Source organism: Tenacibaculum piscium (genome assembly GCF_021390755.1).
GTDB lineage: Bacteria > Bacteroidota > Bacteroidia > Flavobacteriales > Flavobacteriaceae > Polaribacter > Polaribacter piscius.
Genome location: NZ_JAJGWR010000002.1, coordinates 251879 through 273533 on the forward strand (window position 1 = coordinate 251879; position 21655 = coordinate 273533).

Annotated in this window: 23 protein-coding genes and 1 other annotated feature (1 of these 24 only partly in view); of the genes, 9 read left to right on the forward strand and 14 right to left on the reverse strand. The window is 30.6% G+C overall.

All coding sequences use genetic code 11. The features are described 5' to 3' along the window. Window positions 1-255: a sequence feature (most likely nonfunctional fraction of RNA operon), on the forward strand (it extends 651 nt beyond the left edge of the window). A gap of 783 nt (window positions 256-1038) precedes the next feature. Then, a complete protein-coding gene (locus L0U72_RS05185) occupies window positions 1039-1527 on the reverse strand; it encodes a CvpA family protein (protein ID WP_101918659.1) in 489 nt (162 codons plus the stop codon). A gap of 110 nt (window positions 1528-1637) precedes the next feature. Here L0U72_RS05185 and L0U72_RS05190 point away from each other — a divergent pair, with 110 nt between their 5' ends. Both L0U72_RS05190 and L0U72_RS05195 read left to right on the forward strand, forming a co-directional pair. Beyond that, on the forward strand, window positions 1638-1994 hold the full coding sequence (locus L0U72_RS05190; RefSeq protein ID WP_101918332.1) for a hypothetical protein: 357 nt from the start codon (window positions 1638-1640) through the stop codon (window positions 1992-1994). A 207-nt stretch (window positions 1995-2201) separates the two neighbouring features. Further along, a complete protein-coding gene (locus L0U72_RS05195) occupies window positions 2202-3644 on the forward strand; it encodes a TlpA family protein disulfide reductase (RefSeq protein ID WP_233898591.1) in 1443 nt (480 codons plus the stop codon). A 77-nt stretch (window positions 3645-3721) separates the two neighbouring features. Here the strand turns inward: L0U72_RS05195 and L0U72_RS05200 are convergent, their stop codons facing one another. Continuing rightward, window positions 3722-4081, reverse strand: coding sequence for a YraN family protein (locus L0U72_RS05200; RefSeq protein WP_233898592.1), 360 nt, complete (start codon window positions 4079-4081; stop codon window positions 3722-3724). Further along, complete coding sequence (locus tag L0U72_RS05205) at window positions 4081-5073, reverse strand: S66 peptidase family protein (protein ID WP_233898593.1); 993 nt, start codon at window positions 5071-5073, stop codon at window positions 4081-4083. The genes L0U72_RS05200 and L0U72_RS05205 overlap by 1 nt, the downstream gene beginning before the upstream one ends. Before the next feature lie 148 nt (window positions 5074-5221). Here L0U72_RS05205 and metG point away from each other — a divergent pair, with 148 nt between their 5' ends. Further along, complete coding sequence (gene metG, locus L0U72_RS05210; RefSeq protein ID WP_233898594.1) at window positions 5222-7276, forward strand: methionine--tRNA ligase; 2055 nt, start codon at window positions 5222-5224, stop codon at window positions 7274-7276. A gap of 74 nt (window positions 7277-7350) precedes the next feature. Next, window positions 7351-9474 carry a Tex family protein gene (locus tag L0U72_RS05215; RefSeq protein ID WP_233898595.1) on the forward strand — a complete coding sequence of 708 codons (2124 nt, stop codon included), beginning with the start codon at window positions 7351-7353 and terminating at the stop codon, window positions 9472-9474. A 59-nt stretch (window positions 9475-9533) separates the two neighbouring features. Here L0U72_RS05215 and L0U72_RS05220 read toward each other — a convergent pair whose 3' ends face one another. Together L0U72_RS05220 and L0U72_RS05225 are read right to left on the reverse strand one after the other, a co-directional pair. Next, window positions 9534-10382 (reverse strand): YitT family protein, encoded by an 849-nt coding sequence (locus L0U72_RS05220; protein ID WP_233882987.1) that lies wholly within the window; start codon window positions 10380-10382, stop codon window positions 9534-9536. Between the two features lie 209 nt (window positions 10383-10591). Then, window positions 10592-10927: a single-stranded DNA-binding protein gene (locus tag L0U72_RS05225; RefSeq protein ID WP_101918341.1), complete on the reverse strand. Its 336-nt coding sequence runs from the start codon at window positions 10925-10927 to the stop codon at window positions 10592-10594. A 194-nt stretch (window positions 10928-11121) separates the two neighbouring features. On the opposite strand from L0U72_RS05225, the gene L0U72_RS05230 reads away from it, so the two are divergent. Then, on the forward strand, window positions 11122-11484 hold the full coding sequence (locus tag L0U72_RS05230; RefSeq protein ID WP_101918342.1) for a hypothetical protein: 363 nt from the start codon (window positions 11122-11124) through the stop codon (window positions 11482-11484). Between the two features lie 95 nt (window positions 11485-11579). Here the strand turns inward: L0U72_RS05230 and pyk are convergent, their stop codons facing one another. From pyk to L0U72_RS05250, 4 genes are all read right to left on the reverse strand, one after another. Beyond that, window positions 11580-13007 (reverse strand): pyruvate kinase, encoded by a 1428-nt coding sequence (gene pyk, locus L0U72_RS05235; protein ID WP_101918343.1) that lies wholly within the window; start codon window positions 13005-13007, stop codon window positions 11580-11582. 184 nt (window positions 13008-13191) lie between these two features. Beyond that, window positions 13192-13929 (reverse strand): ribonuclease III, encoded by a 738-nt coding sequence (rnc, locus tag L0U72_RS05240; protein WP_233861796.1) that lies wholly within the window; start codon window positions 13927-13929, stop codon window positions 13192-13194. A 6-nt stretch (window positions 13930-13935) separates the two neighbouring features. Beyond that, the gene (fabF, locus tag L0U72_RS05245) at window positions 13936-15186 is read right to left on the reverse strand and encodes a beta-ketoacyl-ACP synthase II (protein WP_101918345.1); all 1251 of its coding nucleotides are present in this window, start codon (window positions 15184-15186) and stop codon (window positions 13936-13938) included. An 18-nt stretch (window positions 15187-15204) separates the two neighbouring features. Then, window positions 15205-15441 carry an acyl carrier protein gene (locus L0U72_RS05250; RefSeq protein ID WP_101918346.1) on the reverse strand — a complete coding sequence of 79 codons (237 nt, stop codon included), beginning with the start codon at window positions 15439-15441 and terminating at the stop codon, window positions 15205-15207. 177 nt (window positions 15442-15618) lie between these two features. Here L0U72_RS05250 and purN point away from each other — a divergent pair, with 177 nt between their 5' ends. After that, a complete protein-coding gene (purN, locus tag L0U72_RS05255; RefSeq protein WP_233882989.1) occupies window positions 15619-16188 on the forward strand; it encodes a phosphoribosylglycinamide formyltransferase in 570 nt (189 codons plus the stop codon). Further along, complete coding sequence (locus L0U72_RS05260) at window positions 16181-16816, forward strand: ribonuclease H1 domain-containing protein (RefSeq protein ID WP_233898596.1); 636 nt, start codon at window positions 16181-16183, stop codon at window positions 16814-16816. The genes purN and L0U72_RS05260 overlap by 8 nt, the downstream gene beginning before the upstream one ends. A gap of 84 nt (window positions 16817-16900) precedes the next feature. Here L0U72_RS05260 and L0U72_RS05265 read toward each other — a convergent pair whose 3' ends face one another. Then, window positions 16901-17248: a toxin-antitoxin system YwqK family antitoxin gene (locus L0U72_RS05265; protein ID WP_101918349.1), complete on the reverse strand. Its 348-nt coding sequence runs from the start codon at window positions 17246-17248 to the stop codon at window positions 16901-16903. 204 nt (window positions 17249-17452) lie between these two features. Here L0U72_RS05265 and L0U72_RS05270 point away from each other — a divergent pair, with 204 nt between their 5' ends. Both L0U72_RS05270 and L0U72_RS05275 read left to right on the forward strand, forming a co-directional pair. Then, window positions 17453-17653: a dodecin family protein gene (locus tag L0U72_RS05270; RefSeq protein ID WP_101918350.1), complete on the forward strand. Its 201-nt coding sequence runs from the start codon at window positions 17453-17455 to the stop codon at window positions 17651-17653. A gap of 175 nt (window positions 17654-17828) precedes the next feature. Then, window positions 17829-18635 (forward strand): mechanosensitive ion channel family protein, encoded by an 807-nt coding sequence (locus tag L0U72_RS05275; RefSeq protein WP_101918351.1) that lies wholly within the window; start codon window positions 17829-17831, stop codon window positions 18633-18635. On the opposite strand, the gene tsaB is transcribed toward L0U72_RS05275, so the two are convergent. The 4 genes from tsaB to L0U72_RS05295 form a co-directional block, all read right to left on the reverse strand. Then, complete coding sequence (tsaB, locus tag L0U72_RS05280) at window positions 18632-19309, reverse strand: tRNA (adenosine(37)-N6)-threonylcarbamoyltransferase complex dimerization subunit type 1 TsaB (protein ID WP_233882993.1); 678 nt, start codon at window positions 19307-19309, stop codon at window positions 18632-18634. The genes L0U72_RS05275 and tsaB overlap by 4 nt on opposite strands. 66 nt (window positions 19310-19375) lie before the next feature. Next, entirely contained in the window at window positions 19376-20752 is a 1377-nt protein-coding gene (locus L0U72_RS05285; protein WP_233898597.1) for a TolC family protein, read from the reverse strand. Window positions 20753-20904: 152 nt separating this feature from the next. Next, window positions 20905-21126, reverse strand: coding sequence for a hypothetical protein (locus tag L0U72_RS05290; RefSeq protein WP_193700219.1), 222 nt, complete (start codon window positions 21124-21126; stop codon window positions 20905-20907). Continuing rightward, window positions 21119-21640, reverse strand: a complete 522-nt coding sequence (locus L0U72_RS05295) for a DUF420 domain-containing protein (RefSeq protein ID WP_101918355.1) — start codon at window positions 21638-21640, stop codon at window positions 21119-21121. The genes L0U72_RS05290 and L0U72_RS05295 overlap by 8 nt, the downstream gene beginning before the upstream one ends. Between the last annotated feature and the right edge of the window lie 15 nt (window positions 21641-21655).

Here is a 21655-nt window from a genome sequence, read left to right on the forward strand (position 1 = left end):
CCATTACCTTACCATCTAGCTAATAGGACGCATAGTCATCTTGTACCCATAAATGTTTAATAATGTCTCGATGCCGAATCATTACATTATGGAGTGTTAATCTTCATTTCTAAAGGCTATCCTCCTGTACAAGGCAGATTCTATACGCGTTACGCACCCGTTCGCCGGTCGTCAGCATAGCAAGCTACCTGTTACCCCTCGACTTGCATGTGTTAAGCCTGCCGCTAGCGTTCATCCTGAGCCAGGATCAAACTCTTCATTGTATATTTTAAATAATATTNAATGAATAAGTTTCAAAAGAATTTGTTCTAATTTAATAGAACGTGGTTATTCTACTCTTATTTACGCTGTCAATTTCAATATTTTCAATGAACGTGTCGAGTCGACACACACAAGTATTTTCAACTTGTTAATCTTCTCAGACTTTTTTGTAGAAATGCTAGAATTGAACTAACTGATTTTTAGCTTAAAAATCATTCCAAAATTTCTTGATCGTTTCTCGCTTTAGTGTATTTCTTAAAGCGGTTGCAAATATACATCTTTTAATTTGTTTTAAACAAGCTAAATTTAACTTATTTTTTACATTTTATTAATGTGATACTTAACGATATTTTAATGAACCTTGTTAACTTTTAAACTTGTGTTTTTCCGTTAGCGGTTGCAAATCTACGCCCTTTTATTGGAACAGCAAGTACCTTTTTTTATTTATTTTTAAAGTATTTTACTAATCACTGATTTTCAAAGAATTAAACCTTAATTATTATTTATCATAAACAAAGTTTGAACGACATTATAGACAAAAACATAATAATCAGTGAAAAAATAGGTTCCTTATAACAAAAATTAATTTCCCCGTTTTTAACTCTTATTACTATCGGCACAAGCAAGATGCTCGCGATAGCGTATAAAAAACGAAACTAAATAGCTAAAAACAAACACCGTAAATAGACTTAGCCCCGATTGAAGCATCTGTTTGAGCTCTTTTTTTGATTTTTCTTCAAAAAAAAGCGAGTGCGGAAAGCGGGAAATAGCTCCAAATTATTCCGAATCATTAATTATGGAAGGAAAAAGTATCGGTGCAATTCTTTTTATCGGAACATACAAAATAGATGAAGACAAACTCTTTTCACTCAAAAAAGGAAGCGTATTGTTAACCTTTCCAAAGAAAATAAACAAAACACTCAAAAGTAAACCTATTTTTAATCCGCCAAAAATACCACCAACAAACTTATTTAAAAGACCTAATGATGCAAAATCAGCAACTTTTGTCAAAAATTTACCCAACAACGAAATAATAACCAAAATTAAAATAAAAGTAATACCAAAAGAAAATAAAGAAATATACTCAGAATCCCAAGAAACACGAGAAACTAACCAATCAGAAACAAAATAAGAAAAATGAAGTGACCCATAAACTCCTCCAATCAAAGCAACCAACGAAGCAACCTCAACAAATAAACCCTTCAGCAAACCTCGAACAAATCCAAAAAGTAATAAAGAAGCAATGATAATATCAAAAATATTCATAAAATATAAATTTAAAAAAAAATAGCAACAATCAAATAAAGCATCACCAAAAATTATACTCCAAATATACACAACTCAATCGTATCTTTGCAAACTCAAAATAAATACTCATGCACAAAGAAAGTAAACTAAAAGAAAAATGGAGTTTTATAATCAAAAATTTATCAAGCCAATTTGCCGATGGAGATGAATTAAATATAGACGCCGTTATCTACTTAATTGGCGTGCAAGAACTAGGACAAGGAAAACGTAACTTTAAAAAAGATGAAAAAGTAAACCTAATGCACATCGCTATTTGTAAACTTTTAGAACCTTACGGATACTACGAATTCGACTTCTTTGACCAAGAAGGATGGCCTCACTATAAAACACTAACAGCACTGCCAAACCTAAAACCCGGAGAACAATCCGTACTAATTAAAGAAGCTATTATTAACTATTTCGAACAAATAGAATTCTTTAAATAACTCGTTGTCAAGCTCTATAAAAATTTAAAAATATCAACAAATAACTTCACCAAAAAATAAGAACAAAATAATAGCAAAAATAAACACGGTACACTTCTTGCAAACCTCTACCTAAATGATTAGTTTTATTTTTTTAAATCAATTCAAAATAACGTGCAAAATAACGTTCAAAAATAAATATTCAAAAATAAAGAATTTAAAATAATGATGAAAAAATTACTAGCAATATTTGTATTAACAACTTCCATAGTTAGCGCGCAATATACCGTAAAAGGAACAATGACGCCTCCTGAAAAAAGTGATTGGGTTTATTTACATAAATTACAAGGAGCAAAATCGAAATTTATAAGTAATACAACAATCAAATCAAATACCATCGTTGTAGGCGGTGAAAAACAAGTATTAGGAAAATTTGAATTTACATTGCCAGAAAATGCAACTCCTGGTGTATACAGAGCAACATACAGAAATAAAGGTAACGGTTTTGTCGATTTTTACTTCAATAAAGAAAATATTGAATTTATTTTTAACCCAAAATATCCTGAACAATCTGTAGTTTTTACCGCATCTAGAGAAAATAAACTCTACAACGAATACTTGCAAGCATACGCATTAGTGCAAAATAAAATTGATGAAAATCAAGTAGCGTACATCAAAAATGGAAACAAAGAAACCAAAAAAGCATACAGAAATGATGTAAAAAAACTAGAAGACATTCAAGAAATTTATGAAAATAAATCCGAAGGAATGTTAGTACATAATTTTATAAAAGCATCACAACGTTATAATCCATCGAGTCCTATGGATAATATGGATGAATATCTTTCATCAACTGTTAGTCATTTTTTTAAATATATCGACTTTAAAAATGATGCCTTATACAATTCTTCTTTCTTAGTCGATCGTATTGCCGATTATGTTTTTTATTTAAACTTTTCAGAGAATCAAGTATTACAACAAAAATTGTTAAAAGAATCGATTACAAAAGTAATGGACGAACTTCCGAACGTAAAATTAAAAAAAGCCGTTACCGAATTTCTAATTACTTCTCTAGCCGATAAACGAAATGGTGAAGTGGTCGATTGGGTATTTGAAACCTATTATGATAAATTACCTGAAGAAGAAATTGATGAAAAATTCAAAAAAGAAAAAATACAATTATTACGTGCTACTATCGGTAGAATAGCACCCGATTTTTCATGGAAAGAAGAAGGTAAGGATTTTAAATTATCAACCTTAAATGATGCTGAGCAATATTTATTAGTTTTCTGGAGTACAAGTTGCCCGCATTGTACCAAAGATATTCCTAAATTGCATAATTATATAAAGGAAAAACATGAAGAAGTATCTGTAATTACCTTTGGAATCGAAGATACCGAATTAGACTGGAATGAATTTATTAAAAACCTTCCGTACTCGCACAATGCTGTTGGAACGCATCCTACGTATAAATTTGATAACGAAACAGTTCGTAAATATAATTTATTAGGAACACCTACTTATTTTGTTTTAGATAAAGATAAAAAAATTGTTGCAATGCCAAATCAATTGGTAGATGTTAAGAATTATTTTGATAAAGAAAAAGAAAATCAGCAAGAACAAGACGAAAATGAAGATGAAGATGAAGATGAAGATGAAGATGAAGACTAAATACTTCTAAGTTATTCATTTAAGTTATTTCTGATAAAAAAACACCCTCGATATTAAGTATCGGGGGTATTTTTTTATCAGAAATATAAAAAAGCATCTTCTATGTGTTCTATTTTGAAAGTGTTATTTGTTTGTAAAATACCGATAATATCAAATCGAATTTCGAGGTCTATATTTTTTTGATGCACATAATGATTCATCGCATACACTAATAATTTTATTTTCTTCGGATTTACAAAATCTTGAGGATTTCCAAAATAAGAACTAGATCTTGTTTTAACTTCTACGACTATTAAAGTATCTGATTTTTTAGCGATAATATCAACCTCAGCCTTTTTAAATCGATAATTTTTCTCAACAATAACATACCCTTTTTTTTGCAAATATTCAATGGCTAACTGCTCTCCTTTTTCTCCAAGATCGTTATGTTGCGCCACTACTTAAATTTTACGGTTACTATTTTATCATTAGTAATTACCTCAACTACTCTCCCCATAATTAAAGCTCTGTTATCAGGTTCATGACCTGCTGGGAAATTAAATATAACAGGAATCTCTTTAGGAATCACATCTAAAATTAATTGTTCGATAGAACTTCCCCAAGGTGTTGAATTTTTTTTAACCTTAGTCATATCACCTACAATAACACCACTTACTTTTGTGAAATATCCCGCACGTTTTAAACTTTGCAACATTCTATCAATCGAATATTTGTACTCGCCTATTTCTTCAATAAATAACACTTTATTTTCTGTTGATAATTGACTATCTGAGCCTAACATCGATGCTAAAATAGCGATATTTCCGCCAATTAATTTCCCTGAAAATTTTTGATTATTTTTAATATTTCTATTGTATTTTGATGCTGAAATTTGATATGATAATTTTTCACCAAACAATACTTTTTTAAGCGATGCAATACTTTTTGCAATTTTATCAGGATTTTCTTGCAAACTTGTTGCCATAATTCCGTGAATAGTTTCTATGCCTAAATTATGAATATGATTATGAAACGCTGTGATATCAGAATAACCAATTACCCATTTTGGATTTTCAATAAATTTAGAAAAATCTAATTTATCTAAAATTCGAACAGAGCCATATCCTCCACGAGCCGCCCAAATAGCTTTTATATTCGGATTATCTAAAGCATCTTGAAAATCTTGACAACGTTCTTCATCCGTTCCTGCAAAATGATTTTCTTGCTTAAATAAATTATTTCCGTAAACAACTTTTAATCCCCAACTTTGGGCAAGTTTTTTGGCTTTATCAATAATATGTTTTCTATTTTTTAAAATTCCTGCTGGTGCAATAATAGCAATCGTGTCGCCTTTTAGTAAAGATGGCGGCGTTATTAAATTCATAGTTGGTGTTTGTGAAAAAGCGACTGAAATCATTAGTAAAAAAGGAAGTATTATTATATTTTTCATCAAAATTTAGCCTGTTTTTTTAAAATTATTTTAATATTGATTTTTTAAAAAGGATAATCTATGTAAATGTACCTATTTTATAACAGTTTAAAAAATTGCTTTTTCGTACTTTTGTACTTTAATTTTAGGATAAATTTAGCATAGAAAAATGACTACACCAAAAAGATATACAATTACAGCGGCATTACCTTATACAAACGGTCCTATACATATTGGACATTTAGCAGGTGTATATGTTCCTGGAGATATTTACGCACGTTTTTTACGTGGAAAAGGAAAAGATGTGGCTTTTATTTGCGGATCTGATGAGCATGGTGTAGCAATACCAATGCGTGCAAAAAAAGAAGGCGTTACCCCGCAACATATTATTGATAAATATCACGGAATTATTAAAAAATCATTTGTTGATTTTGGTATTTCTTTTGATAATTATTCTCGTACTTCTTCGAAAATTCATCATAAAACAGCTTCTGATTTTTTCATCAAATTATATAATGATGGCGAATTTATTGAAGAAGTTACCGAGCAATTATACGATGCAGAAGCAAATCAATATTTAGCCGATCGTTTTGTGGTTGGAACTTGCCCAAAATGTGGGAATGAAGAAAGCTACGGAGATCAATGTGAAAAATGTGGAACAAGCCATAACGCAACAGATTTAATCAATCCTAAATCGGCAATTACTGGAAATGTTCCTTCTTTAAAAGAAACAAAACACTGGTTTTTACCTTTAGATAAACACGAAGATTTTTTACGTAAATGGATTTTAGAAGGGCATAAAAGCGATTGGAAACCAAATGTTTTAGGGCAATGTAAATCTTGGATTGATGACGGATTACGTCCTAGAGCCGTAACTCGTGATTTAGACTGGGGAATTCCTGTGCCTGTAAAAGGTGCTGACGGAAAAGTATTATATGTTTGGTTTGATGCTCCTATCGGTTATATTTCATCAACCAAAGAATGGGCTGCTCGTGAAGGTAAAAATTGGGAAGATTACTGGAAAAAAGACGATACTAAATTAGTACACTTTATCGGAAAAGATAATATTGTGTTTCACTGTCTTATTTTTCCTGCGATGTTAAAAGCACACGGTGATTTTATTTTACCAGAAAATGTACCAGCAAACGAATTTTTAAATTTAGAAGGTAATAAATTATCAACGTCTAAAAACTGGGCAGTTTGGTTACATGAATATTTAGAAGATTTTCCTAATCAGCAAGATGTTTTACGTTACACTTTAACAGCAAACGCTCCTGAAAGTAAAGACAACGATTTTACTTGGAAAGATTTTCAAGCAAAAAATAATAATGAGTTAGTAGCAATCTTTGGAAATTTTATAAACCGTGTCGTTGTTTTAACTAACAAATATTACAACGGAAAAGTGCCTGTTGCTGGAGATTTATCAGAAGTTGATGAAGATACTTTAGCGACTTTAAAAGAGTTTCCTAATGTAATTGCAAAATCTATAGAACGTTACCGTTTTAGAGAAGCATCGCAAGAATTAATGAATTTAGCGCGTTTAGGAAATAAATATTTAGCTGATGAAGAGCCTTGGAAAATGATTAAGGTTGATGCAGAACGCACCAAAACAATTATGAATGTAGCGTTACAAATTGCTGCTGGATTGGCTATTTTATCAGAACCTTTTTTACCTTTTACATCTACTAAATTAAAAGGAATTTTAAATATTGATACCGCTTTAACTTGGAATGATGTATCAGAAAAAGAAGTTTTAATTTCAGATAATCATCAAATTAATGAAGCAGAATTATTGTTTTCTAAAATTGAAGATGTTGAAATTGAAAAACAATTAGCAAAATTAGAAGCTACTAAAAAAGCAAATGAAGCTGAAAACAGAGTTCTTGAGCCTCAAAAAGAAACCATTGAATTTGATGATTTCACAAAAATAGATATCCGTGTAGGAACTATTACTGCTGCCGAAAAAGTAGCAAAAACGAAGAAGTTATTAAAACTTACTGTTGATGTTGGACTTGATACTAGAACAATTGTTTCGGGTATTGCTGAAAGTTTTAAACCTGAAGATATTATCGGGCAACAAGTTTCTGTAGTTTGTAATTTAGCACCACGTAAATTAAAAGGAATCGAAAGTCAAGGAATGATTTTAATGATTGATACTCCTGATGGTAAACTTGCCTTTGCACAACCTTCTGAAAAGGTAACAAACGGAGAGTTTATTTCTTAAATAAAAATAACATTTTACTATATTTACAACCTCACTTTTAAAAGTGAGGTTTTTTTATCTCAAATAACTACGCTATGCAACTCATCAATTATATAATTTCTCGCTGTCAAATTTCTTTAAAATCGATTCAAAGTACTATTGAATTATTAAATGAAGATTGTACCATTCCTTTTATTGCTCGTTATAGAAAAGAAAAAACAGGTAATTTAGATGAAGTTGAAATCGGCTTAATAGTCGAATTAAAAGAAGCATTTGAAATCCTTGAAAAGAGAAAAAAAACAATCATCAAAGCCATTGAAGAACAAGGCGCTTTAACTGATGAACTAAAAAATAAGATTGATAAAACAGAAAATATTACTGCTTTAGAAGACATATATCTTCCTTATAAAAAGAAACGAAAAACAAAAGCCGAAACTGCTCGTAAAAATGGCCTAGAACCTTTGGCAAAAATGATACTAAGTCAGCGTATAAATGACTTAGAATTTACAGCATCAAAATATAAAAACAACGAAGTTTTATCCGAAGAAAAAGCCTTAGAAGGCGCACGACATATTATTTCAGAATGGATAAATGAACGCACCGATGTTCGAAATAATATTCGTAAAGAATTAGCACGTTTTTCTGTTATTAATACTAAAGTTGTAAAAACAAAAAAAGAAGAAGAAAACGCGCAAAAATTTAAAGATTATTTTGATTGGAATGAAAGCTTTAATAGAATTCCTTCACATAGATTTTTAGCCATTCTTCGTGCCGAAAAGGAAGGTTTTATCAGAATAAAAATTGACATAGATAATGAAAGAGCTATTCAAAAAATAGAAAATAGTATTATTCGTTCTCAAAATAACTGTAGTGAACAGATTGAATTAGCTATTTCCGATGCTTATAAACGTTTATTATTACCTGCTTTAACAAATGAAGCAATGGTAATTGCTAAAGAAAAAGCAGATGAAAATGCGATAACAGTATTTACAAAAAACTTACAACAACTTTTATTAAGTGCTCCGTTAGGCGAAAAACGAATTTTGGCAATTGACCCAGGTTTTAGGTCGGGTTGTAAAGTAGTTTGTTTAAATAAACAAGGTGATTTATTACAAAACGATACTATTTATCCACACGCACCGCAACATAAATCTGACGAAGCAATACAAAAAATAAGTGCTTTAGCTGAAAAATATAACATTAAAGCCATTGCAATTGGTAACGGAACTGCATCGAGAGAAACGGAACAGTTTATCAAAAAAATAGCTTTTAAAAATAATATTTCAGTTTTTGTTATTAGTGAAGCTGGAGCATCTATTTATTCGGCTTCAAAAATTGCTAGAGATGAATTTCCTGATTACGATATTACCGTTCGTGGTGCAATTTCTATTGGTCGTAGATTGGCTGATCCGCTTGCGGAATTGGTTAAAATTGATGCAAAATCGATTGGCGTTGGGCAATATCAGCACGATGTTGACCAAAATAAGCTAAAAAAATCATTAGAAACCGTTGTGGAACATTGTGTAAATAAAGTGGGCGTAAATATAAATACGGCTAGTGTTTCTTTGTTAAGTGCTGTTTCGGGAATTGGCGAAAAACTAGCAGAAAATATTGTAAATTATCGAAATGAAAATGGTGCTTTTAAAAACAGAACTGCCATAAAAAAAGTTCCTCGTTTAGGTGGAAAAGCTTTTGAACAATCCGCAGGTTTTTTACGTATTAAAAATGGCGATAATCCTTTAGATAATTCGGCTGTTCATCCTGAGCGTTATGCTTTGGTCAAACAAATGGCTAAAGATTCTGGCAATAAAATTATCGATTTAATAGGAAATAACTCGGTTTTAAAACAATTGAAATTACAGCAATATATTACCGATTCTTACGGATTACCTACCCTTCAAGATATTGTAAAAGAATTAGAAAAACCTGGCTTAGATCCTCGAGAAAAAGCAAAAGAATTTAGTTTTAACGAACATGTTAAAACAATTGATGATTTAAAAACAGCAATGATTCTTCCTGGAATTATCAACAATATTACAAATTTTGGTTGTTTTGTTGATATCGGAATTAAAGAAAGTGGTTTAGTGCATGTTTCTAATCTTTCAAATACTTTTGTGAAAGACATTAATGAACATGTTACCTTAAATCAGCATGTACAAGTAAAGGTTTTAGAGGTCGATGTAACAAGAAAACGCATTCAACTTTCTATGAATTTCTAATATTATAAAAAAGCAAGGGGTTTTAACCCCTTGTGAACTAAATTCTTACATTATTAACATTAAACCGTAGAACCTAATAATTGTGTTGCTTCTAAAACAATCATATACGCTTCTGGATCGTGTTTTTCAACTAAATTTTTCAGTGTTACAATCCTGTTTTTATTGATGGATAAAAAAATTATATTTCGCTGATTAGTTTGCGATAAATCATTTCCTTCAATCAACGTTCCTGAAACTCCCATTTTTGCAGCGATTATCTTCTTTAACGCTACTAAATCTTCCGAAGCAATATGTACAATTTTATTCTGTTTACGTCCCGTAAGCACTAAATCAATAAATTTACTAGCTACAAAAATACTTAACATCGCCCATAAAGCCAATTCTAAATCTTTAAAAACAATTGCCGATAAAAGCACTACAAAAATATCTAAAGTCAAAATTACCGTACCAGGTTTAAAATGATACTTATCCTTTAAAATACGGGCGATAATAGCACCTCCTCCAGCAGAAGCATCTCCTTTAAAAATAAGCCCAATTCCCGAACCAACACATAATCCTCCGTAAATTGTAGCCAATAATGTATGATCACTTAACACAGGAAAATGTATTATTTCTCTAAGAAAATCAATATATATTGCTAAAGAAACGATAGAAATCATCGTGCGAAATGCAAAGCGTTTTCCAATATATTTTACACTTATTAAAAGTAATGGCGCATTGAGGACTAATAACAACATTCCTATCGGAATATTTGACATATAATTCAACACAATCGCCAAACCTGAAGTTCCTCCTGTTGCAATTTTATTTGGAGCTAAAAATCCAACAACACCAATTGCTAAAACTAAACTTCCACTAAGTATAAAAAAATAATTTTTTAATTCATTTTTCAACTTTTTAGTATTCATGTTTTATCTTTTTTAATCTTTAATTTTATGATTTACTATTTTGTAATCGGCAAAAATACCTCTAAAATTAAAGATTACAGATGTTTTTAATGTTATTAATTTAGATAAAAAAAGATATCAAATTATAGGTAATATCGTATTTTAAAAGCTTAAAAAAGTATCCCAAATGATTCTTTTTATGCGTCATTTTTAAGTATCTTCAAAAAATATTATTTATCATCTAATAATACTAATTCATTTATTACAACTTCAGTCATATATCGTTTTTCGCCTGCGGATGTTTCATAAGAACGATACGTTAATTTTCCATGAACCAATACTTTTCTTCCTTTGGTTACATATTTTTCAATGATTTCAGCAGTTTTATTCCAAGCAACGATATTGTGCCATTGTGTATCTTTAATTTTTTCGCCTGTCGAATTTTTATAAATTTGATTCGTTGCTAATGAAAATTTAGCTACTTTTTTTCCACTTTCTAAGGTGATAATTTCAGGATCTTTACCTAAATTACCTAATAATTGTACATTGTTTTTTATGGTATTCATTTTCTTTATTTTTAGTTGTTTTTATATAATTTTATAATGACACTGCAAAGATGAAATAGCTTGTAAATTAAAATCGGTTGGTAAACAATTGTTTTCGTTTGTAAACAGATGTAAATGAATGTAAACGAATACAGTCATTTAATAATTTTAAAGATATCGTAATCAATGTATTATTTTTATTGATAAAAAAATGTATGAAAAACAGCCAAGAAAACAGAAAATGTCTAACTTGTAACGAAAAAGTAGTCGGTAGAATTGATAAGAAATTCTGTTCGGATTATTGTCGAAATAGTTATAATAATAACGTACATAAAGACAGTAAAAACTTAATTAGAAATACGAATAATCGGTTGCGTAAAAACTACAAAATATTAACTGAACTGAATATTTCGGGCAAAACCAAAGTTAGCAGACGTACATTATTTGATAAAGGTTTTGATTTTAAATTTATCACATCATTATATGTTACCAAAACAGGAAATACCTATTATTATGTTTATGACCAAGGATATTTGATACTAGAAAATGAACTTTTCTTGCTAGTAAAACAAGATTAAAAGATTTAAAAAGAAGCCTTTAACAATGAATTTGTTAAAGGCTTTTTTTAACCTGAGCTTAAAGCTTCAAGTAAAACAGTAAGTAAAATAGCGTATTAATGAATTTTAGAAACACGCAATGTATTTACCATTCCTTTAGCTTGTACGGGCATTGACGATAAATTAATCATAAAATCGCCTGCTTTTACAAAGCCTTTTTCTTTGGCTATTTCATTAATATCTTCTAAAGTATCATCGGTACTTAAATCTCTATCATAATAAAAAGCACGAACTCCCCATAAAAGATTTAATTTTCCTAGTATTCTTTTTTCTGATGAAAATGCTAATACATGCGATTTTGGTCGCCAAGCAGAAACCTGAAACGCCGTATAACCACTATTTGTTAAAGTTGTTATTGCAGAAGCATTCATATTATCTGCCATTAACGCAGCGTGATGACATATTGATTTTGTGATAAATCTATTGGTACGAATATGTGGTGCTTCTTGTGGCACTTTAATTAAATCTGAAAATTCAACACTTCCAATAATTTCGGTCATTTTTTGGATAACGCGTAAAGGATGTTTTCCTACGGATGTTTCTCCCGAAAGCATTACAGCATCTGCGCCGTCTATAATTGAATTTGCCACATCATTTACTTCGGCTCTTGTTGGAACAGCATTTTCAATCATGGTTTCCATCATTTGTGTCGCAATAATTACAGGAATTCTTGCTTGTTTCGCTCTTCGAACTAACATTTTTTGAATCAATGGAACATCTTGCATCGGAACTTCTACGCCTAAATCACCACGAGCGACCATTAGTCCGTCACAATATGGGATTAAAGCATCAATATTTTCAACAGCTTCTGGTTTTTCAATTTTAGCAATTACGGGAACTCTATAATCAGAATTTTGATCAATTAAATCACGTAACATTCTTAAATCTTCAGGATTTCTAACAAATGATAATGCGATCCAATCTACTTCTTGTTGTAAAGCAAAAATTGCATCTTTTTTATCTTTTTCTGTTAATGCCGGTAATGAAATGTTGGTATTTGGTAGGTTAACACCTTTTTTTGAATTTAAAGCGCCACCTACAAGTACTTTGGTAACTACTTCTGTTTTTTTATCGGTAGCAACTACTTCAAATAATAACTTACCATCATCAACTAAAATATGTTCTCCTACTTTTACATCTTTAGGAAAACGCTGATAGGTCATAAAAGCTTTTTCTGTTGTTCCTATGCATTCTTCAGTGGTAAAGGTAAAAGTAGCACCTGCTTTTACTTTTACAGCATCATTCATCACGCCAACTCTTAATTTAGGTCCTTGTAAATCGGCTAAAATAGCTAAGTTATAACCGTTTTCTTCATTAATTTCTCGTATTTCACGGATACGTTGTTTTACATTATCGTAATCTGCGTGCGAAAAATTAACTCTAAAAACATTAACTCCAGCTGCTGCCATTTTAGCTAAAATTTCTTTGGTATTGATTGCAGGTCCTAGTGTGGCTACAATTTTCGTTTTTTTGTTGTGTGGCATAATTTAAAATATTAAAAAATCTTTCGATTTTAAGGATTCAACCTCACTGTTATATGAGGTAATAATATATTTAAGCTTATATTTAAAGCACAAATAAGCATCGTAACAATTATTTGTTACAAGCTAAAGTACTGAATGTATCTAAATATTATGTAAATTTTATAAAAACCTTTTGCAGAAAATGTTAAGATTCTTCCATTTGAGTTTGCATGGCAAAATAGACTCTTTTAGCAGCAATTTCTTGTGCTTTTTTCTTGGATGTAGCTCTTCCTTTACCCATGATTTTATCATCAACACTGAGTGTTACGGAAAAGTATTTTTTATTTTGATTTCCAGAATCTTCGAATGACTCGAATTTATATTTTTTCTTGTTTTTCTGGCACCACTCGATAACATAACCTTTATAACTCGATATTTTACCTTCTAAGCGTTCAATATCAACATAAGGCAATATCACCTGTTCATAAATAAACTGGTGACAATAATTGTAGCCTCTATCTAAATAAATAGCGCCAATTAAAGCTTCAAAAATATTTCCGTAAAGATTATTACTAATATGCTCTTCAGCCATATTACTTTTTACGAATCGTATTAAGTCTAAATCTTTACCTAAGGTATTTAAATGCTCTCTACTCACTACTTTAGAGCGCATTTGTGTTAAATATCCTTCATCTCCTTTGGGGACTTTTTTATATAAATAAGAAGCCATTACAGAACCTAACATGGCATCACCTAAAAACTCTAAGCGTTCGTAATTAATAGGGATTCCTTTTCTATCAATAAGTTTTAAGGACCTATGTGTAAACGCTTTTTTATAATGAGAAAGCTTTATTGGTTTAAAATTAAGCAGTTCTTTTAACTCGTAGTAAAGATTTTTATCCTCTTTACTTGCGGGTTTAATAATACTACGAAAAAAGTTCATACGTGATTAATCTAGTTTTCTAAAAACTACACAAGCATTATGACCTCCAAAACCAAAAGTATTACTCATCGCAACTTTGATTTCTCTTTTTTGCGGTTTATTAAGTGTTAAATTTAACTCAGGATTAATATTTTCATCCACATTAACATGATTAATTGTTGGTGGTACAATACTATGTTCCATCGCTAAGATAGCAGCAATTGATTCAATAGCTCCAGCGGCACCTAATAAATGCCCTGTCATTGATTTTGTAGAATTGATATTGATATTCTTTGCATGTTCTCCAAAGACTTCAGAAATCGCTTTTAATTCCGCAACGTCTCCTAAAGGTGTAGAAGTACCGTGGGTATTAATATGATCTACATCTTCTGGTTGTAAACCTGCATTTTCCAGACAATTTTTCATTACAGCAATAACGCCAATTCCTTCAGGATGTGGTGCTGTCATGTGATAAGCATCTGATGACATACCGCCACCTAAAACTTCAGCATAAATTTTAGCGCCACGCGCCTTTGCGTGTTCATATTCTTCTAAAATAATTGCACCTGCTCCTTCTCCTAAAACAAAACCATCACGTGTTGCGTCAAAAGGTCTTGAAGCTGTTTCTGGGCTTTCATTATTTGTAGAAAGTGCGTGCATTGCATTAAATCCACCGACACCTGCGTATGTAATAGCGGCTTCACTACCACCTGTTACAATGACGTCACAGTATCCTAGGCGAATATAATTTAAGGCATCAATCATCGCATTTGCTGAAGATGCACAAGCAGATACCGTTGTATAATTAGGTCCCATAAATCCATGTTTAATAGAAATATGTCCTGGTGCGATATCAGCAATCATTTTAGGAATAAAAAATGGATTAAATCTTGGTGTACCGTCTCCAGTAGCAAAATTCATTGCCTCGTTTTGAAAAGTTTCTAAACCTCCAATACCAGCTCCCCAAATTACGCCTACTCTTAGTTTATTGATTTTATCTAGATCTAATTTTGAATCTACAATAGCTTCATCAGAAGCAACCATTGCATATTGCGTAAATCGATCCATTTTACGTGCATCTTTCCTGTTAATGAAATCTGTTACGGTAAAGTCTTTTAACTCACATGCAAAACGAGTTTTGAACTTGGCAGCATCGAAATACGTTATAGGCGCTGCTCCGCTAACTCCGTTAACTAAGCTATTCCAATATTCTTCTTTATTATTTCCTATTGGCGTTAATGCGCCAAGTCCAGTTACTACAACTCGTTTTAATTGCATATGAATTTTATATAATTGTTATTTTTTAGCTTCTTCAATATAGCTAACTGCTTGTCCAACAGTTCCAATGTTTTCTGCTTGATCGTCTGGAATTTGGATATCAAATTCTTTTTCGAATTCCATGATTAATTCAACAGTATCTAAAGAATCTGCTCCTAAATCGTTTGTGAAGCTTGCTTCGTTCGTTACTTCGTTATCGTCTACTCCTAACTTGTCTACGATAATTTCTTTTACTCTTGATGCTATGTCTGACATAATTTGTTTGTTTTAAAATTTAAAGTCGAGGCAAAAATACAAATCTTAAGTATTAATTCTAACTTTTGCTCGAAAATGTGGTGTTTTTAATGAAAAAAAAATGAATCTTTTGCTACAAACACCGTCATTGTTAATAATTATTCTTTTTTTTGTAGTAACAAAATAATTTATTTTCCTATGAAACGCATCGTAATTCTTGCTTCTGGTTCGGGTAGTAATGCCGAAAACATTATAAAATACTTTCAAAACAGCAAAATAGCTAATGTTACTCATGTGCTATCTAACAATGAACATGCCAAAGTTTTTGACCGATGTGAACGTTTACAAATTGATGCCTCATTATTTGATAAAGAGGCTTTTACAGAAGATGACACTGTTTTATCTTTTTTACAAGTAGAAGCTGACATTATTATACTTGCTGGCTTTTTATGGCGAATTCCTGCCAACATAGTGGCAGCATTTCCGAATAAAATTATTAATATTCATCCTGCTTTATTGCCAAAATACGGTGGAAAAGGGATGTATGGTATGAATGTTCATAAAGCTGTTAAACAAAATAACGAAACTCAAACTGGTATTACCATTCATTATGTGAATGAAAATTATGACGAAGGTACGATTATTTTTCAAGCAAAAACAACTTTACTTCCTTCGGATTCTGCAGAAGATATTGCCGCTAAAATTCATTTATTAGAACAAGAACACTTTCCACGAGTTATTGAAGAAGTAATATCAAAAAATGGCTAAAAAAAAATATTACGTTGTTTGGAAGGGTAAAAAAACAGGCATTTATACTTCTTGGAATGATTGTAAAAAACAAATCACGAATTTTCAAGGAGCACAATACAAAGCTTTTGTCGATGAAAAAGAAGCCAAAATAGCGTTCACCAAAAATTATAACGATTATAAAGGAAAAGACACCAAGAAAGTTATTTTATCTGATAAAGAAAAAGCAAGCTACGGAACACCTATTTTAGAAAGTATTTCTGTGGATGCTGCTTGTTCAGGAAATCCTGGTGCGATGGAGTATCGGGGTGTTTTGACTAAAAGTAAAAAAGAAATTTTCAGATTAGGACCTTTTAAAAAAGGCACGAATAATATTGGCGAATTTTTAGCCTTAGTTCACGGAATTGCCCTTTTGAAAAATAAAAAAATGGATACCTATCCTATTTATTCCGATTCTAGAATTGCCATGAGTTGGGTTCAAAAAAAACAATGCCGCACTAATTTAACTTTTAATCAAAACAATCAAGAAATTTTAAATTTGATAAAACGTGCCGAAAAATGGCTCAAAGAAAATACCTATACAAATCCAATATTAAAATGGGAAACCAAAGCTTGGGGCGAAATACCTGCCGATTTTGGTAGAAAATAACAAAAAAATAACCAAGTATCTAGATACTTGGTTATTAACAATTTATTAACAATAAAAAACTATTTAAAACTATCTTATTTATAACTATTTAATCGCCATTTTGGTTTCTTCTTTCCAAGTTTGCACACCTGCAATTACGTTATTATTGTAATCGATTTCTTTTAATCCATCGGCTTGCCACATAAACCATTTTCCTGATTTTTTCCCTTCTTTATAATGTGCAATAGCAGTCTTGTTTCCTTTTGTATCAAAAGAAATCCAAGTTCCTTGTAATTTTTTATCTTTAAAGAAACCTTGTTCTTTTACTTTTCCATCTTTATAAAAATAAGTAGCTTTTACTAAATCTCCTTCTTTTTCAAATGTTACTTCTGTGTTCTGAGCTTGCAATAATGATATCGATAATATGCAAACAACTAATATAAATTTCTTCATGTCTGTTATATTTTAAATTAATACTCTCTTTTTGATGTTACAAATATACAATAAATTTTACACAAACCAAACATTTAAGTAACAATTACATAACATTAACTTAACATTAGGATTTCAAACTAACTTTTAACTACTTTCAACTAAAAGATATATCAGCTGAAATTACTATATTTACGAGAGTATTAACCTTTTAACAAAAAAAATATGGCGGTAATGAAAGTAATTGAAGTATTATCTAATTCTGACAAAAGTTGGGAAGATGCAACAAAGAAAGCAGTAAAACAAGCTTCTAAATCGGTTAAAAATATTAAATCGGTATTTGTACAATCGCAAAGTGCTGTTGTCGAAAATGATGAGGTTACCGAATTTAGAGTAAACTTAAAAATTACTTTTGAAGTAAAGTAATTGTATAAAAACGAACTACTATAAAGCGATTTTGTTAAAACAATATCGCTTTTTTTATTTGATTGTAAACAAGCAATACTAATTGCTTACTCTTTTTTAAACCAAATCGAATTTACATTCAACTTTATATTTTACATTTACACTCGAATTAAAAAAATCAAAAAAAATTAAAAAAATGGAACAAAACATTGAAAAATTAAAAGACCTCTTATTTGAATATGGTCCTAAAGTAATTTCAGCATTAATTATTTTAGTTGTTGGACTTTGGATTATTAAAATGATAACTAAAGGTGCTAAACAATTAATGGTTAAGCGTAATTTAGACGAATCTTTACAAGGATTTTTCGGAAGTTTAATCGGTTGGGGGTTAAAGATATTTTTATTTATTACCGTTGCAGGACAATTAGGAGTTGAGACAACTTCATTTGCTGCAATCATCGCTGCCTTAGGTTTAGCAATTGGTATGGCATTACAAGGAGCATTATCTAACTTTGCTGGTGGTGCATTAATTATGGTTTTCAAACCGTTTAAAATTGGTGATTATATTGAAGCACAAGGTGAACAAGGTACAGTTAAAGAGATTCAAATTTTTACAACAAAATTAAATTCTATTGACAATAGAGAAATAATTGTTCCTAACGGAATATTATCAAACGGAAATATTGTTAATTATTCTTCGGAAGAAAACAGACGTGTTGATTTAGTTTTTGGTGTCTCTTATGATGCGGATATTAAAGAAACTAAAAATGTATTATTAAGTGTTTTAAACAACACGCCATATACTTTAAATACTCCTGCACCAGCAGTTATGGTTAGTGAATTAGCCGATAGCTCTGTAAATTTCACCACTAGAACTTGGGTAAAATCTGCTGATTATTGGAATGCTCATTTTCATATTATTGAAAACGTAAAAATAGCATTAGACAAAGCTGGTATCGAAATTCCATATCCTCATGCTGTTGAAATTCAAAAAGAAGCTTAAACTTTCTTTTTTTCAGGAATAGCAATAAAATCTTTTAAATAAAAAGGTTCAAAATAAGCGACATCTTCGGTGTCGCTTTTTTGGTATTTACCAAAACTTAAAACTGCCATTTCTTTGGATGATGGAAATTTATCTTCTATAAATATAGCATTTTCATGTAAAATAATGTCTTTACATTTTGATGCTCCATCGCCTAAAAAATAAACTTTTCCTTGTGATAATTCTTCTTTAAAAGAATTTTCATCAATAATTTCGGCTTTAATTTCTCGTATTTCTTTATATTTTGAATCATAAACTGCCGAATATACTTCCATTCTTCGAGCATCTAACATCGGAATAATAAGACCGTCATCAACAGAAATATAATGTGCTAATGAATGTAAAGTTCCAATAGAAATCAAGGGTTTATCAATCGCAAAACACATTCCTTTGGCCGCTGAAACGCCAATACGAAGTCCGGTATAAGACCCTGGTCCTTTACTGACAGCAACCGCATCAATATCCTTAGATGTTAAATTTGCTTCTTTTAAAATCTCCTGAATAAAAGGATGTAATTTTTCAGCATGCGAATAATTTCCATCATTTAATTCTCTAATTGTGATTATTTGACCATTTTTAGCCAAACAAACCGAACAATTTTTGGTTGCTGTTTCTATATTTAAAATTATTGCCAATTGAAGTAGGTTTATTTATTTATTTTATTTTTTGCAAAGATACCGTATAAACAAAAAATCATATGATTAATCAACAATCGATTCTCCAAAATAAAATTTTAAGACCTTTGTTTTAAAGATATAATCGTATTTAGCGCGTATCATAGCACTTTTAGCATTAACAAATCGATTATGAATTTGGTCGAAATCAACTTGTGTTATTGCCCCGTAATCATAACGAGTTTGTGCGTTTTTTAAGGCTTCTTTTTGTGCTGATAAAGATATTTCTGAAGCTTCAAAACTCTTTGCGGCCGCTTTTGCATCTAAAAAAGATCTTGCTATTTCTTGTTCTAATTGCAATTTTTCACGTTCCAAAACAAACTCACGTTGTTGTTTATTAATGAATGCTTTGGCAATGTTATTTTTAGTTTGAAAACGGTTAAATATTGGAATATTCAACGACAACGCAAGCATATAACTTACATTATTTTCTAATTGAGTTGAAAAACCATTCGGAATTGAAGTTACAGTATTCGTTACAGGATTTCGTTGTAAAAGTACATCGGGTTCACCAAAAACAGTAAAATAAGACGTACTTGTATTTGCCGAATACGTAAGAGTTGGCAAATAAGCACCTTTTGCTTTTTTAATCGCTAAAGTTTCATTTTCGATATTTAACAATGCTTTTTGTATTTCAGGTCTGTTTGCTACGGCTTTTGTAAACACTTCTTTTGCAGAATCATACAGTAAAATTTTCGAAGGATTTTCGATATTGATAGTAGCAATATCAAAGGCATCTGAAGAAACCTGAAGTAATTGTGCCAAACTTAATAACGCAAAATTTAAGGTATTTTCTTGTGTTACCAACTTTTGAACATCATTGGCAACCGTAGATTCCGCATTTAAAACAGCTCCTTTGGCTACTGCTCCTGCGTCAAATTTTATAGTGATATTTTTAAATTGTTGTTTACTGATAAGAATTTGCGCCTTGGCTACAGCTAAATTTTCTTTAGCAAATAAAACATTTAAATACGCATTAACAACATTTAAAGAAATATCATTTTCAATTTTAGCCAATTCTAAATCGTTACTTTTTACGGCTAATACAGCTTGTTTTTTAGTATTAAGATTTCTAAATCCGTTAAAAATAGTTCCTGATGTTGCCAAGCCAAAATTTGTAACATACCTATCTTGACTGGTATTCACGCCATTAACGCCTGATGATAATCCAAAAGTACTACGATGCGAATTTTCAAAACCTAAATTTGGCAGAAAATTTCCTTTAGCTATTTCAACATCCATTTTTGCCGATTCAATAGCCGATTGCTGTTGTTTCACAGAAATATTATGTGATAATGCTTGTGAAACACATTCTTTAAGCGTCCATTTTTTTTGAGAAAAACCGACAAATGAATTGCATACAACAAGTAAAAAGACTAGAATTAAAGTAGGTATTTTCAACATAATTGTTTTTTAGTTTTTTATTTAAAAAATAACCTTTTAAAAATCTTAAAATAATCTTTATAAGATATTTATGTAAGATATTTAAATGACAAGCTTCGATGACAAGACGACTAAAAACAAGTTTTGTTACAAAAAAATAATTTTATCAGTAATTAATTTTTCGCACCTTTTTTATGTCGATAAATAAAATAAAATAACACGCCTACCAAAATATACGGAAACACCATTAAATAGGTAATTCCATTATTAACGCCTTCGGCAACGGTTTCATTACCGCCTTCTACCACTGCTTTACACATCGCACATTGTGCATTGACATCCACAGAAATACTCAATACTAAAATCACTAAAATTATTAATCCTTTTTTATACATAATATGGAGATATCATTAAATATACAACAACTCCCGTTACGGCAACATATAGCCATAATGGAAACGTAATTTTTGCTATTTTTTTGTGTTCTGGAAAATTACCCAAACGAGCTCTCATAAAGGTAATCAAAACAAAAGGAATTACAATTATTGATAATATAATATGCGTTATCAGAATAAATAAATAGATATATTTTAGTATTCCTTGCCCTCCAAATGAGGTCGAATCGGAGGTCATATGATACGCCACATACATCACCAAAAACAATGCAGAACACGCAATTGCCGTGGTATTTAACTGTTCATGTAATTTTTTGTTTCCCTTTTTTATAGCGATTACCGATGCGATTAATAAAACGGCTGTCAATGCGTTGATACTTGCATATATTGGCGGTAAAAAAGATAACGGTTCAACATTCGGGATTTTAACACCAAATAAAATCGCCACAGCGATTGGCACTAAAATAGAAACAAGGGTAATTAATTTTTTATATTTTTGTTCTGCTGTATTCATCTTTACTATTCTTGT